This is a genomic window from Wolbachia endosymbiont (group A) of Opomyza germinationis (genome assembly GCF_964264765.1).
In the GTDB taxonomy this organism is placed as follows: Bacteria; Pseudomonadota; Alphaproteobacteria; order Rickettsiales; family Anaplasmataceae; genus Wolbachia; species Wolbachia pipientis.
Window position 1 is genome coordinate 594,804 of the sequence record NZ_OZ183482.1, and the last position, 14,486, is coordinate 609,289.

Sequence of the window (14,486 nt, forward strand, 5' to 3'; positions counted from 1 at the left end):
AGGGAGTGTTAAATAAACCATACGCGTCAAGTTAAGGAAAAGTGTAAGTAAAGTTGATAGAGTGAAGGAAAATAATAAGGTATAAATTCTCTTGGATATATGAATGAGAGAACTTACAATGGACAGAATAGCTTGCTTATCAAAAGACCTCAATGAATTCTTTAATGAAAAAGCAGACGAAATATCAATTGCAGTAGGTTTTATAAAAAGAAAGAGAAAACTTAATGGCTCATCATTCATAAAAGCTATAGTTTTTGGTAACATAGGAGTTGATGATTGCAGCATAGAAACAATGTGCCAATTGCTAAATGAAGACTCGATAGAAATTACAAAACAGGGTTTAGATTTTAGGTTTAGTGAAGAAGCAGTTGAGTTCATGAAAAAAATGTATAACGAAGCTTTGTGTTTATTTAAAAAAAGTCTACAGATTGATTGCAAAATTTTACAGCAATTTGGAAGCGTTAAATTATTGGATAGCAGCTACATTAGCCTGCCCAGTAGCATGGAAGATATGTACAAAGGATATGGCAGTAGCTATAGAGATTGTGAGAATAATACCAAATCAGGAATAAAGCTACAGTTAGTCTTTGATTACCTGAATCAAGCGCTAGATAAGTTAAATTTTATGGAAGGAATAAGGTCGGATCAAGGTTATAGGGATTATCTGAACGGTTTATCAGCCAATGATTGCTAATATTTGACTTGGGCTACTTTGTGCCTAGTTCTTTTAAACAGATTGATGAAGCAGGTGCATATTTTGTTAGTCGTTATAAGTCTGATACCAATATATATGATATAGAAACAAATCAAAAAATAGAGCTATTGGAGTATTTAGAAGGTCAATTATCTTCAGAAAAAGAAGTATTATTAGGAAAGGAAGTAAAAATTAAGGTAAGAATTATATGTCAAAAGCTAACTGAAAAACAGTCTATGGCTAGAAGAAGAAAGGCTAATAAATTAGCAAAGTCACATGGATATACATCTTCTCAAAAGAATCAAAAGTTATTAGATTGGTCAATATTTATAACTAATGTTCCAGAGAGTAAAATTAATGCTGAACAAATATTGACGGTTTATAGAGTAAGATGGCAAATCGAATTACTATTTAAACTATATAAAAGTCATATCAATCTTGATAAACTAAAAGGAAAGACAAATCCATTTAGAGTATTGTGCGAGCTATACGCAAAATTATGTGCTATTCTCGTATTTCACGAAATGATTGGCTGTGTAAAACTAAAAAAGAACACGGAGCTCAGTTTAACAAAGGCATTTATTGAATTGAAAAGGCGGGTTAGAGAGCTCTTTTTGATATTAAACAATATTGTCAATAATTTAAAAATTTTTCTAAAAAAGCTTACTATAATCTGGTCAAAGTTTTCTTTGAAAGACAGATATAGGAAGACCAGGGTATCTACTTTAAGCTCTCTACATTCCTTAACTTGACGCGTATGGTTTATTTAACACTCCCCCACTGGACATTAGGTTTGGGACAAAAGGCTGAATAATGGGAGCTGTGTGAGTCGAGAGGGTGCGCCGTGGTACGCATTAAGAAATACTTAGCGGAGCTAAGCGGGGTTCAGAATAAATGGCCTCGAGGTGAACAACTAACTTTAACCCGAAAGGGAAGGAGGACAAGAGCATGTATGTAAAGCGAGAGTTATCTGAAGATGTGTAAGGTAACGGCTTGCAACACCTGATCAATATGGTTAAAGCTAAACTGCTTGAATTCTAATCTTCAGGGGTGGGATTTCACATCCATGGGTATCACATTTAAAACCCCATGTCTACAGTAAGCACAAATTAAACTTTCGTTTGTGTGACATTCTGGCTGTAGAACGATAAGTAGTGAACTTATTTAAGAGGATGAATAGAAAACCTAAGTTGATCTAGAACAGTTCTTAGTGACGGAACATGGGATGACCTAAGGAACGCGAGTTCTATGGTTACGGAGTCATCGTAGTAGTCGTGAAAGTAACGAATCACCGGGGAGTGTGGGAAAGCCACATACAGGGCAAAGGGTGACAGATAATTGAATGTTGAAATTGGGAGGTACGCAAGATGCGGAAAGCTGAAACAATACTTAACATTATACGTGAACGTGGACAAAGAAATTTGCCGGTTAAAAACGTATATCGCCTACTCTATCAGCGTGATCTTTACCTTCGGGCGTATGGCAAACTTTGTCGTAATAAAGGTGCTATGACAGAAGGTGTGACAGTTGAAACAGTTGATGGTATGTCTTTGGAAAAGATCGATAAAATCATAGAGGGTTTACGCTATGAGCGATATCGGTGGACACCAGTAAAACGTATCTATGTTTTAAAGAAGAGTGGTAAACGCAGGCCGTTAGGGTTGCCAACATGGTCAAATAAGTTACTTCAAGAAGTAATTCGATTAATATTGGAAGCCTACTATGAGCCTAAATTTAGTGAATGTTCACATGGATTTCGACCAAAGCGTGGATGCCACACTGCATTAAGAGCAGTAATGCAAAAAGGCAGAGGTACAAAATGGTTTATAGAGGGAGATCTCAGTGCATGTTATGACTCAATTGATCATACTATGTTGTTGAAAATACTGAGTGAAAGCTTCCAAGATAACCGTTTTATTCAGCTAATCAATCGACTGCTAAAAGCAGGATATATGGAAAATTGGAAGTATAATAAGAGTCATAGTGGGGTACCACAAGGTTCTATTATTGGTCCAATTCTGAGTAACATATTACTCGATCGGTTAGATAAACATGTGGAGCATATACTAATACCAGCAAATAACCGAGGTAAGCGAAGAAGGACAAATCCAAAATATTTAAGGTTAACCATGCAAGTATCGATGATGAGAAAACAAGGGAACTGGGATCAAGCAAAACAACTGCGTCAATTAGTGCAGGGTATGCCATCTAAGGATTCTTGCGATCTAAATTATCGACGTCTTTGGTATGTTAGGTATGCTGATGATTTTCTGGTAGGGTTTGCAGGACCAAAGAATGAAGCTGAACAAATTAAGAATGAGATTGCTGGGTTTCTCAATGAGGAGCTCAAACTTATGCTTAATGAAGATAAAACGTTTATTACACATGCGTGTGATAGCAAAGCCAATTTTTTGGGTTATGAAATACATGTTTTGCATGCAGATGATAAACATGATCATCGGACACAACGATGTATTAACGGTAGTATTGGGTTACGTGTACCACATCATATAAAGCAGAAAAAGTGTTCTGAATATATGCGTTGTGGTAAACCGATACATTTACCTCAACGTACAATTGATACAGCTTACAGTATTGTTGCTCAGTATCAAACTGAATATCGAGGAATTGTACAATACTACAAAATGGCCTACAACCTTCACACACTAAGTTATCTGAAATATGTGATGGAAGTATCATTAGTAAAGACTTTAGCATCTAAATACAAAACAACTTGCAGGAAAATTTATAGAAAATTTGGTGCGACGATCGAAAATGATGAAGGTGAAAAACGAAAAGTCATCCAAATCAGAGTAGATCGTTTACCATCAAAGATACCATTAATTACACACTTTGGTGCTGTGTTGCTAAAATGGAATAAATGGGTAAGCATAAGTGATAACCTTATACCAATATGGAATAAGCGTAGTGAAATAGAGCAAAGACTATTGGCACAAACTTGTGAATTATGTAAATCACAAGAGCAGATTGAAGTACATCACGTACGTAAACTTGCTGATTTGCTAGGTAAACGTAATACTGAACTACCGGAATGGAAAAAGAGAATGATTGAACGACAGAGGAAAACTCTTGTTGTTTGTCATGAATGCCATAAGAAAATCCAATATGGAAAATATGATGGTGACTCCTTAAAACGTTAGATTATTGGAGAGCCACGTGATACGGAAACGATCATGCGTGGTTCGGAGAGGGGTTGTTGGAAAAGTACTTAACAAGTAACTCGCTGGCTGCCCACTCTACCACAAGTCCGGTTTCGAAGTCGAGTGGGGAGAGGTGACTTTCCTCACTTAGATAACTCAAGTGTGTCAAATAAAACGGACTTCTTGGTTGTCGGCGAAAAACCCATACGCGTCAAGTTAAGAGATTGTGAGCAAATTTAGAGAGGTTAAAGTGGATACTCTAGCCCTTCTGCGTTTGTCTTTTAATGAAAATCGCGACCAAGTTATAGTGAGTTTTTTAAGAAATACTTTTAAACTATTAATCTTGGTTAATACTAAAAATAACTCTCTAACCCGTCTTTTTAGCTCAATAAATGCCTTTGTTAAGCTAAGTTCTGTATTCTTTTTCACTTCTGTGCAACCAACTATGCCGTGAAATATAAGAATTGCGCACAATTTAGCATATAGTTCACATAATACTCTGCATGGCTTTCCTTTTAGCTTATCAAGTCTGATATGGCTTTTATACAATTTAAATAATAACTCAATTTGCCACCTTACTCTGTAAATCGTTAATACTTGCTCAGCACTAATTTTATTTTCTGGAACATTAGTTATAAATATTGACCAGTTCAACAATTTTTAATTTCTTTTAGAGGATCTGCGATCTTGCTAATCTATTAGCTTTCCTTCTTCTGGCCATAGACTGTTCTTCAGTTAGTTTCTGACATATAATTCTTACTCTAATTTTTGCTTCTTTTCCTAACAATACCTCGTTTTCTAAAAATAACTTATCCTCTAAACATTCTAATAACTCCATTTTTTGATTTGTTTCTACATCATATATGTTGGTATCGACGACTTATGAAATAAGCTCCTATTTTATTGATTTGTTTAAAAGAACTTGGCACAAAATAACCGAGATCAGATATTAGCAAATCATTGCTTAATATATTACTTAAATGTTTCCTATATCCCTGGTCTGATCTTACCCCCTCCGTTAAATTAAGTTGGTCTATTATCTGATTCATGTAGTCGAAAACTAATTGTAACTTTATTCCAGACTTAGTATTGCTTTCATAGCCACTGTAGCTAGTACCATAACCTTTATACATCTCTTCCATACTGTTAGGTAGAGTAATATAGCTACTGTCCAATAATTTAACACTATTAAATTGCTGTAAGATTTTGCAATCAACTTGCAAGATATTTTTAAAGAGAATCACAGATTCATTATAATCCTTTTCATAAATTCCACTGCTTCTTCAGTAAATCTAAAATCCAAACCTTGTTTTGTTATATCTCTCGTTTAGTAATTGACACATTGTTTCTACGCTACAATTATCAACTCCTATATTACCCAAGACCATGGCTTTTACGAATGATGAACCTTTTAGCTTTCTCTTTCTTTTTATAAACCTTGTTGTAATTGAGATTTTGTCTGCTTTTTCATTAAAAAATTCTTTGAGCTTTTTTGATAAGCAAGTTATTTTATTCATTGGTTCTCTCACTAAAAGTACATCTGGGAGAACTTATACCTTATTATTCTATCTCTTTCATACCTTTATTTCCTTAACTTGACGCGTATGGTTTATTTAACACTCCCAGATTCTTTGCAATTTTGGCTTTTTCCGCCTTCTTGACCTTTCCTTCGATAATCTCCATACCTTCAGATAAGAACTCATAAAGTTCGTTGCGTATCCCTGTATTTCTCCATTAAACCACTGCTTGCTTCACTATGTTGCCTTGTAAGCAGATCTTTAATGCTGACTGATAACGCCTTTGCTATTTCATATAACTTTTCAAGTGGAACAGCAATGTTCATAGTCGCTTATTTTTTGACGCGTTGTACTAATTTTTTTTGCCAAGTCTTCCTAAGTGCATTTTCGCATTATCCTTAGCTTTTTTATCCTTTGTCCCATCCTGTAGTCTACAGAAGTAGTTTTTTCTTCTGCATTACTATATTCTTCAGTTCGTTGCTTGGAAAATTATTTCAACAGAAACTCCTACTTTAACTAGATTCTTTGCCACCTCTATTCTTGCCACTTTTCTACTATTTTCCTTGCTAACTTGTGCAGATGTAATTAATGAATAAACTACATTACGTAATTCTTGATTCTCAATTTTCTCATACTTTTCTATTAGATCTAATCCCTCACTCTCGAGATAACTGTTTTCATTTGATACAGGAATAAGATCTATAATGCTAACTGATAGTGCTTCTGCGATGCTATATAACCTTCTGATTGAAATTTTACGCTTTCCTTTTTCATACTGTAGTATGACCTGATATTTTGTACCGATTTTACTTGCTAAATCCTTTTGAGTATATCTCTTCGCTAGCCTACAACTTCTTACTTTCTGTCCTACTTTGTAGTCTAAAAAATTAGAGCAGTCACTCTTTATCTATAAAAACAAATACTTACATTCTATACTGACTCCTTAATAACCAGAAGAACTATCTCAATAAAGATCATTTCAACAAGCTTAATCTATCTTCTTTCAAGCAATTTCTCTATATCACTCAGTTTCATTTCTATATAAGTTGGTCTTCCGTGATCAGAATATGGCGTTTCCTCCATTTGCCTTAGCAACTCATTCACTTCTTCTAACCTCATTTTCTACCCGCTCTAATTGATCCATGACAAGCGATAGTTGCCAACACTTTATCTTCTACTGGCAATGTATCTTCTTTTTGTCCATGCTAATAGGATATAGATTTAACATAAAATTTGCTACTGAAATGTTGACATTAAGTTTCAAGATCTTTATCATGTAAAGGTGTGGGCTCACGATGTTAGGTAATTGAGCTTGTGGGCTCGTGTTTTTATTAGGCTCTCACACCAGGAATAAGCGTTTTTAAAGCTCTTTATAGCTACTAAATCTATGAATTCATTTGCTGGCGTTTTTAGGCGCTTTATGAGGGAGTTATAAAAAGATGTACAAAAGGACGTCTAAAGTAGAGGGTGCTATTCTAAGATGATCTCTGAAAGCCGTTTTTTTCATCAATACATTTAAAACTTTGAAAAATAAGCTAAAAATAAAAGAGTTGAACATTTCTTTAGAATTGTGTATAATTGTTAATGCTTTTTAGGTTAATTTTATGGCTCTTTCGAAGTTTCTTGATCCAAAATTAGATTTAACATTTAAGAAGATCTTCGGTACTGAGAAAAATAAGAATATCCTTATTCACTTTTTAAATGACATCTTAGGCTTTACTGGTGTTAACACTATACAAGATGTTGAGTTCCTTAGCACTATCATGAATCCTGAGATTGCTTCTGATAAACAAAGCATCGTTGATGTTCTTTGTAAGGATTCATACGGAAATAGGTATATTGCGGAAATGGTGCGACCTGAAAGCCTTCGGTCATATTGTTTAAAAGGAGAGGAATTCATTCAGAAAGAAACTGAAAGGATTCTAAAGCTTATTGAACCAGATGTTTTGCCATCTGAGTCTACGCATCAGTGCGAATTGGGTAACCAGTTGGTGCCGAGCGACGCGGACAATGAACCTCCTCTTGATAAAGAAGATGCTCAATCGTGAGAGAAAGCATAAACTACAAGCATCATGTGGTTGGAGGGCTAGGCTTAGTGGTATGGTGAACGTAAGTGAAGCTTCATAAGTATCGTAACGATTAAAGAGCTAAAGATGCTGATAAGCTCCGACCAAAAGGTAATGTGGATGAGTTACATTTTTCATTTCTGGATGTACGCAAATAATAATTCCACCGGTATAGAGAAGCCACCTAACCCACTATTGTATGACAAAAGGAACAGGATAAGCCTGTATTTTCGCCTATATGGCAGGCAACCCGCAAGGAATGCTGATGGATGTGCAGGTAAAGGATAATGGAGAAAGCGAATGCCATTTTGTAACGAAATGGATAGAATTTGTAACATTAATTCGCGTGAAAACGAGCAGACTTCCATTTGGTCCCTCATGACAAGAAACTTTGTTAACCACTTAAGGTAGGAAAGCAGATGATTACAAGTACAACTGTAAGTGCACCTACCAATAACTCCGAAGCATGGAACCAGTTACCCTGGAAGAAATGCCAAAAAGTTGTTATGAGGCTACAGAGGCGTATTGTTAAGGCTGTCCAACAAGGCAGATGGGGTAAGGTGAAAACTTTACAACACCTTCTCACACGCTCTTTTAGCGGCAAAGCTTTGGCGGTTAAGAGAGTAACTGAAAACCAAGGAAAAAACACAGCAGGTGTAGATCGTCAAATATGGTCAACTTGCAACACAAAATTTCAAGGAATAAAGCTATTAAAACAAAGAGGATACAAACCTTCTCCGCTAAAACGGATATACATCAGTAAGTCTAATGGCAAAAGAAGACCTCTTGGAATCCCTACGATAAAAGATAGAGCCATGCAAGCATTATACTTGTTTGCTTTGGAACCGATAGCTGAAACGATCAGTGATCGTCACTCTTATGGTTTTAGACCAAAAAGATCCTGCGCAGACGCTACTGTGGCTTGTCACTTGTTACTGGCAAGCCGTAACCAACTACAATGGATACTCGAAGGTGATATTAAAGGGTGTTTTGATAACATTAACCATGAATGGCTCATGAAGCATATTCCTATGGAGAAGAAAATTCTTCATAGCTGGTTAAAAGCTGGCTTCCTAGAATCAAAAACTCTGTATTCCACAACTGCAGGTACCCCACAAGGTAGTATCATCTCTCCAATACTAGCAAATCTAGCCCTAAATGGACTTGAAAAATCATTGGAAAGTCAATTTGGTAAACTTGGCAGTAAAAGAAGAAGCAAAATCAGAAGTGGAGTAAATGTAATCAGGTACGCAGATGACTTTATCATTTCAGGAATCACACGTGAAGTACTGGAAAATGAAGTAAAACCTCTAGTATCGTCCTTTCTTCAGGAGAGAGGTCTTATCCTTTCCGAAGAGAAAACAAAAATTACATCTATTACAACAGGGTTTGACTTTCTTGGTTGTAATGTACGCAGGTATAATAAGAAGTTAATTATAAAACCTTCAAAAGAAAGTATTAAGAAACTTCTTAATAAAGCACGTACATTGATAAAGGCAAACATAGCGAACACTCAGGCCGTACTAATCAAGTTGCTCAATTCCCTATTAAGGGGATGGGGAAATTACTACAGCCATGTGTGTGCGAAAAGAGCTTTTAACAAAATAGACCATGAAATTATGTGTGCTCTATGGAAATGGGCAAAGAAAAGACATCCTCGTAAAGGATTACGTTGGATAAAGAATCGTTACTTCAAGGTAATGAAACAACGCCAATGGGTCTTTGCTGCACCCATATGCAAGAACAAACCGAAAGAGATAAGGTATTTAAGACTGCTTAGGTTGATTGATATACCTATCAGACGACATGTTAAAATCAGGGCGGATGCAAATCCACTTGACTTAAAATGGAAAAAGTATTTTGATGAAAGAGTGAAACAAACAAAAATGTTAGCAAGCTCTTTCTCAAGAGAAGGTTCTCTACTGTTGGTGTCACCATTAAGAATGATGTTTTCTGAGGAATCATGAAGGACAAGCCGGTTCGAGAAAAGAAGGACTTAGATAAGGGGCTCAAGCGTAGTGTGGGGAAACCTGCATGCTGCGTTTCTAAGGGAGGGAGTAGTAGCAATACTACTTCCTTACCTAACCAGCTCGCTCGTGATAAAGGCTTTGAAAAACGCGCACAACTTTATGCTGCTAAGGCTTACTCAAGACAAGCTGATAAATCTGGTAAATACGTTGATTTAAAGAAGATTTTCTTTATCGCGATTTCAAATTGTACCTTATTCCCTGATAAGCTTGACTATATATCTAGCCATACCATAAGAGATGAAAAAACCAATGAGCATGACTTAAAAGATTTTCAATTTATCTTCATAGAGCTGCCAAAATTTCCTAAGAGTAGAGAAGAACAACTAGAAAGTGTAGTAGACCGTTGGCTATTTTTTTTCAAATATGCAGATGAAACAACGGACGAAGATCTCAGAAAAATTGCGGAAAAATCACCAATAATAAAGCTAGCATATGATGAATTAGATAAGTTTCACTGGAATGAAAAAGATCTAATAACTTATGAAGAAAGAATAATGGATCTGCGCAAAGAAGAAGCCATTCTTGAATACAGACTTGACCTTGCTACTGAAAAAGGCATCCAAATTGGCGAAGAAAGAGGCATCAAAATCGGTAAAGAGGAAGGAAAAATCGAAGGAAAAATCGAAGTCGCAAAAGCAATGCTGGCTAACAATGTTGATGTCAACACTATTGTCAAATTTACTGGCCTTTCTATTAGTGAGATTGAAGAATTAAGTGTGAACGGTTACTAATTAAGAACTTTAATTATCAATCATAAATCACTGAATTTCGCTAGTAAATTTGTTGCCATTGTCCATATTGCACAATTGTATATAAGATATAGTATAACAATAGTGTCCGTTCAGCTAATACCAATTCCCACTGCACAATAAACGGATAGATAACAATGGAAAAAAAGCCATACTATTGCCTTTCTTTCTCACTCCACAATTAAATAACTCTACAATATCGCTTATTTGATTCACTAATAATGAGAATTGGTATAACTTTGCTATTTTTCTCTCTAGATTCTTGCAAAGTTCTACAAGATTAACCACATTACCTCACGGTTTCTCTATGATTATTTTTTTAGATTACTTGTTTACCTTATTTGCCGTTCTCCTGAACGAATATACATAAGCTATAAAAACTATCTAATAGCTACCCAAAACCCTTATTTCCCACTCAAGTTCAACATTAAATTTATCCTTTACTGCATCTTTTACTTTGTTGCCAAGGTTTTCCAAGTCAGATGCAGTTGCATTATCGTAATTGAGCAAGAAGTTACAATGTTTCTTAGAGATTCTAGCTCCACCAATATTTAACCTTAGGCAGCCAGATTTATCAATTAACTCCCATGCTCGGTAGTTTTTTGGATTTTTGAATATGCACCCAGCAGTTTTTCCTCTTATTGGCTGGCTTTTATTTTTCCTCTCAATAACTTCCTTTAACCTTTGCAGTATAAGCTCATACTCTGAGTTTACTCCTTTAAACTCAGCTTCAACAAAAATCCAATTTCCTTTTAGGCTATGTCCACGGTAAAAATACCCCATTTCTTCGCTGGAGAACTCATATAGGTTTCCATCCTCTAGATTCACTGCTTTTATGGATTGTACAACACTTGCGATATCACTACCATATGCACCTGCATTCATTTCTATTCCGCCACCAACTGTTCCTGGAATTCCAACTAGAAACTCCAACCCACTAATCTGCTGATTTCCCGCAAAGTGAGCAAGGTTGCTGAGCAGCACAGCTCCCCCAGCTACAATAGAGTTGTTACCCTTACTTTTAATATATGCAAACTCCTTACCTAATTTTACTGTTATTCCTCGAATGCCACTATCTCGCACTATTATGTTGGATGTTGCACCAATAACGCTAACTGGCAGTTCAGTATTTTTAATCAAGTATGTTAAATCTTCAATATCACATGGTTTAAATAATACATCAGCTCGTCCACCAACATTTAACCACGTCGCTTTAGACATTAAGACATCATAACGATAGATTCCACGTACTTTAGGTAAGCTTATAAGCATTTTGATTTCAACTCTAATCCTGCATCCATACCCATTTTCTCCGCATCTTCTATAAATGAAGTGCGCTCAGTGAAGTATATATTTTTTCCACTTGCTAACATACAACGAAGGTGTAGCATATTTTCGCTCACATATTCAGCCAAAGCTGCAAGTGGTGTAAAACATGAACCATTCACTGTCTTCATAAAACTGCGCTCTGATTTCACTCCTATAAAAGACATATTATTATTAATTTTCTCTAAAAGATCGATAATTTTTACATCATTCCTTCTACATTGAATACAAACCGCCCCCTGCCCCACTGCACTTAACATAACTTTTGGTGGCAATACCTCTGTAATCAAGTGATGTTTTTCTAATCTTATGAGTCCTGCTTCAGCTAGAATTATTCCATCAAAACTTTGATTTTGCAATCTGGTTATTACATTTCCACGTAGCGGTACTATATTTAAATCTGGTCTAACATTTAACAACTGAACTTTTCTTCTTATTGAAGAAGTGGCAATAGTAGCCTGCTGTGGCAAAGACTCAAGGCTATTGTGTTTATGAGAAATAAACGCATCGCATGAACTTAGCCTTTCTAAAACACAAGGAATTGTTAAACCCCCTGAGAAAAACGCAGGCATATCTTTTAGCGAATGAACTGCCATGTCTATATTATTTTCGAGCAATTCAGTCTCAATTTCTTTAATGAATAATCCTTTGCCTCCTATTTCAGCAAGATTTGCGTTTGCATACTTATCTCCAGAAGTTTTTATTTTAACAATTTCAATAGATAAGTTAGGAAAAGAATCCAGCAACTTTTGTTTTGCTTCCAAAGCCTGGGCAACTGCAAGCTTGCTTCCTCTGGTACCTATTTTGACTAGCATGTGTACGATTGTTTGTCTGATGTCATTCAAGTAGCTGACTACTTGGATCCAGTTTATATAAACCTTTGCATTTATTGTACTTTAACTTAAAACCAAAAGCAACTTTGACTTTACAAAATAATAACCTTTTATATGCATAAATAAGCTTACTGGATTCTAGTACTTGCATGACAAGGTATAAACCTTATCGTCATACCACCGCGAACCGTCATACCGTCACGGTATCTCTAGATCCCGCTAACACGTAGCGGGATGACGAATTATTTAACCGTCATACCGCGATTCATTCGCGGTATCTCTAGATCCCGCTAACAAGCAGCGGGATGACGGTTGTCGTTTAGCTATAAATATTAAAAAATTTACCAAGCGAAAAAAAAGGCAAAAGAAGCCCCGTGGTGGTTGGCTATTTACTATGTACTAAAATATCGGCGTTTTTTTTATTCTAAAACGCTTGATTAAGAGCGATTTAGCTGCTTTTAACTTGCAACTAACCTACACCGCAAGTGTTTAAGAAATTTACTAAGCAGGAAAAAAGGCAAAGAAACCCCGTAGTAGCTAGCATTCAAATTCTCCCTTGTCAATTTGACGTTTTTTGCTGTCTTAAACGCTTTGTAAGCGCGTTTCGGCTTATATAGGTAAAAACCTAAAAATTTTTAAAGACATGCGATGCACGTAGTGCGAAAAATTAAACATGAGACGCCAAATACCCTAAGTTTTTTGTCATTAACCTGCACAGATTGCGAAGATAAATAAATAGCTTCAGTTTCATGATAGGGGGGATGGCAAAGCTTGTCAAGGAATTTTTATGGCCTAGCGTCACGTGCTGGAATGACATTTGGGAATATGTTATCCGTTTGTCACTTCTAAATGATAAGAGCCTCAATGAATTTATTAGTTTATTACATGTCTCTTTTCATGTATAAATCTATAGAAAGTTTTATACGGAAGTTGTTTTATGAGCAAAATTATAGAAATCAGAGCACCAAAAACTCTTGGTGGTGAATCAGTTACAGAAGGTATAGTAAAAATAAAGAAGGGTATTGGAGAAGCAGTAAAAGTAGATGACTTGATCTTTGAAATTGAAACTGACAAAACAGCACTCGAATTAACTGCAGAAGCTTCAGGGCAAATAACTGAATTTCTTATAAAAGAAGATGATGTAATAAGTCCTGATCAATTGTTAGCGAAGCTTTCCATGGGAGAAGTAAAAGAGGAAGCGAGAAAAGAAGATAAAAGCGAAAGTGCTGCTAAAAAAGATGCTCCATCAGCTCGTAAAATTATGGAAGAAAATGCAATCAGTGCAGAAAGCGTCAAAGGAACTGGCATGGGAGGCAGAATAACAAAAGCAGATGTGATAGGCCATATGAACAAAGCTGAACAACCTGCAATAAAACAATATGAATTGCCAAAAAGTGTAGTAAATGGAGAGCAAAGAGAGGAACGAGTAAAAATGAGCAAAATAAGGCAAGTAATTGCCGCTCGTTTGAAAGCATCGCAAAATACTGCTGCAATACTGACCACGTTCAATGAAATTGACATGAAGAATGTCATGGATCTAAGAGCAAAATATAAGGACGCCTTTGAAAAAAAATATGGAATAAAACTTGGTTTTATGTCGTTTTTTATAAAGGCAGCGGTGCAAGCATTGAAAGAAATTGCTGAAATTAACGCTGAAATCTCAGGCGATGAAATCATATATAAACATTACTATGACGTAGGTGTTGCTGTTGGCACCGATAAAGGTCTTGTTGTACCAGTTATTCGGGGTGCCGATCAGATGTCATTTGCAGAAATTGAGTTGACTTTAGTTGCTCTTGGCAAAAAAGCTCGTGAGGGTAAATTACAAGTATCAGAAATGGAAGGTGCAACATTTACCATCTCAAACGGTGGAGTATACGGTTCACTTCTTTCCACTCCGATAATAAACCCTCCGCAATCTGGAATACTTGGAATGCATTCAATACAAAACAGGCCAGTTGCTGTTGGTAATGCAGTAGAAATCAGACCTATGATGTACATTTCTCTCTCTTACGATCACAGAATAGTTGACGGCAAAGGAGCAGTAACTTTCCTCGTTAAAATAAAAAATTATATAGAAGATCCAAATAGATTAGTTTTGGAAGTGTAG

At 35.9% G+C, this 14,486-nt stretch carries 10 protein-coding genes and 4 pseudogenes; 7 read left to right on the plus strand and 7 right to left on the minus strand.

Going from position 1 to position 14,486, the window contains the following annotated elements:
- Positions 1-118: 118 nt before the first annotated feature.
- Positions 119-1,446: pseudogene (locus tag ACFEL3_RS02870) on the plus strand (IS4-like element ISWosp9 family transposase).
- Positions 1,447-2,061: 615 nt separating this feature from the next.
- A complete protein-coding gene (locus tag ACFEL3_RS02875) occupies positions 2,062-3,855 on the plus strand; it encodes a reverse transcriptase/maturase family protein (protein ID WP_182282558.1) in 1,794 nt (597 codons plus the stop codon).
- A gap of 216 nt (positions 3,856-4,071) precedes the next feature.
- Here the strand turns inward: ACFEL3_RS02875 and ACFEL3_RS02880 are convergent.
- The 4 genes and pseudogenes from ACFEL3_RS02880 to ACFEL3_RS02895 form a co-directional block, all read right to left on the minus strand.
- A pseudogene (locus tag ACFEL3_RS02880) lies at positions 4,072-5,372 on the minus strand (IS4 family transposase).
- Positions 5,373-5,554: 182 nt separating this feature from the next.
- Positions 5,555-5,698, minus strand: coding sequence for a hypothetical protein (locus tag ACFEL3_RS02885; RefSeq protein WP_182282559.1), 144 nt, complete (start codon positions 5,696-5,698; stop codon positions 5,555-5,557).
- A gap of 143 nt (positions 5,699-5,841) precedes the next feature.
- Positions 5,842-6,279, minus strand: coding sequence for a helix-turn-helix domain-containing protein (locus ACFEL3_RS02890; RefSeq protein WP_208571803.1), 438 nt, complete (start codon positions 6,277-6,279; stop codon positions 5,842-5,844).
- Between the two features lie 86 nt (positions 6,280-6,365).
- Positions 6,366-6,565, minus strand: a pseudogene (locus ACFEL3_RS02895) (DNA mismatch repair protein MutL); the annotation flags it as partial.
- A 411-nt stretch (positions 6,566-6,976) separates the two neighbouring features.
- Here ACFEL3_RS02895 and ACFEL3_RS02900 point away from each other — a divergent pair.
- The 4 genes and pseudogenes from ACFEL3_RS02900 to ACFEL3_RS02915 form a co-directional block, all read left to right on the plus strand.
- Positions 6,977-7,222 (plus strand): annotated as a pseudogene (locus tag ACFEL3_RS02900) (PD-(D/E)XK nuclease family transposase); the annotation flags it as partial.
- Positions 7,223-7,676: 454 nt separating this feature from the next.
- On the plus strand, positions 7,677-7,820 hold the full coding sequence (locus ACFEL3_RS02905; RefSeq protein ID WP_173862902.1) for a hypothetical protein: 144 nt from the start codon (positions 7,677-7,679) through the stop codon (positions 7,818-7,820).
- Positions 7,821-7,857: 37 nt separating this feature from the next.
- A complete protein-coding gene (ltrA, locus tag ACFEL3_RS02910) occupies positions 7,858-9,405 on the plus strand; it encodes a group II intron reverse transcriptase/maturase (RefSeq protein ID WP_006280223.1) in 1,548 nt (515 codons plus the stop codon).
- Positions 9,402-10,199 (plus strand): Rpn family recombination-promoting nuclease/putative transposase, encoded by a 798-nt coding sequence (locus tag ACFEL3_RS02915; RefSeq protein WP_095742704.1) that lies wholly within the window; start codon positions 9,402-9,404, stop codon positions 10,197-10,199. Before ltrA ends, ACFEL3_RS02915 begins: the two co-directional genes overlap by 4 nt.
- A gap of 114 nt (positions 10,200-10,313) precedes the next feature.
- Here the strand turns inward: ACFEL3_RS02915 and ACFEL3_RS02920 are convergent, their stop codons facing one another.
- From ACFEL3_RS02920 to hemC, 3 genes are all read right to left on the minus strand, one after another.
- Entirely contained in the window at positions 10,314-10,505 is a 192-nt protein-coding gene (locus tag ACFEL3_RS02920) for a hypothetical protein (RefSeq protein WP_070356842.1), read from the minus strand.
- A gap of 96 nt (positions 10,506-10,601) precedes the next feature.
- Positions 10,602-11,489 carry a UDP-N-acetylmuramate dehydrogenase gene (gene murB / locus ACFEL3_RS02925; RefSeq protein WP_010082163.1) on the minus strand — a complete coding sequence of 296 codons (888 nt, stop codon included), beginning with the start codon at positions 11,487-11,489 and terminating at the stop codon, positions 10,602-10,604.
- Positions 11,480-12,358, minus strand: coding sequence for a hydroxymethylbilane synthase (gene hemC / locus ACFEL3_RS02930; RefSeq protein WP_265018035.1), 879 nt, complete (start codon positions 12,356-12,358; stop codon positions 11,480-11,482). Before hemC ends, murB begins: the two co-directional genes overlap by 10 nt.
- A gap of 955 nt (positions 12,359-13,313) precedes the next feature.
- Here hemC and odhB point away from each other — a divergent pair.
- A complete protein-coding gene (gene odhB, locus ACFEL3_RS02935) occupies positions 13,314-14,486 on the plus strand; it encodes a 2-oxoglutarate dehydrogenase complex dihydrolipoyllysine-residue succinyltransferase (protein WP_265018034.1) in 1,173 nt (390 codons plus the stop codon).

Bases quoted from the DNA above. Each gene is read 5' to 3' on its own strand.
- ACFEL3_RS02875 (WP_182282558.1), top strand. From the start codon at position 2,062: ATGCGGAAAGCTGAAACAATACTTAACATTATACGTGAACGTGGACAA.
- ACFEL3_RS02885 (WP_182282559.1), bottom strand. From the start codon at position 5,698: ATGAACATTGCTGTTCCACTTGAAAAGTTATATGAAATAGCAAAGGCG.
- ACFEL3_RS02905 (WP_173862902.1), top strand. From the start codon at position 7,677: ATGGCAGGCAACCCGCAAGGAATGCTGATGGATGTGCAGGTAAAGGAT.
- ltrA (WP_006280223.1), top strand. From the start codon at position 7,858: ATGATTACAAGTACAACTGTAAGTGCACCTACCAATAACTCCGAAGCA.
- ACFEL3_RS02915 (WP_095742704.1), top strand. From the start codon at position 9,402: ATGAAGGACAAGCCGGTTCGAGAAAAGAAGGACTTAGATAAGGGGCTC.
- murB (WP_010082163.1), bottom strand. From the start codon at position 11,489: ATGCTTATAAGCTTACCTAAAGTACGTGGAATCTATCGTTATGATGTC.
- hemC (WP_265018035.1), bottom strand. From the start codon at position 12,358: ATGCTAGTCAAAATAGGTACCAGAGGAAGCAAGCTTGCAGTTGCCCAG.
- odhB (WP_265018034.1), top strand. From the start codon at position 13,314: ATGAGCAAAATTATAGAAATCAGAGCACCAAAAACTCTTGGTGGTGAA.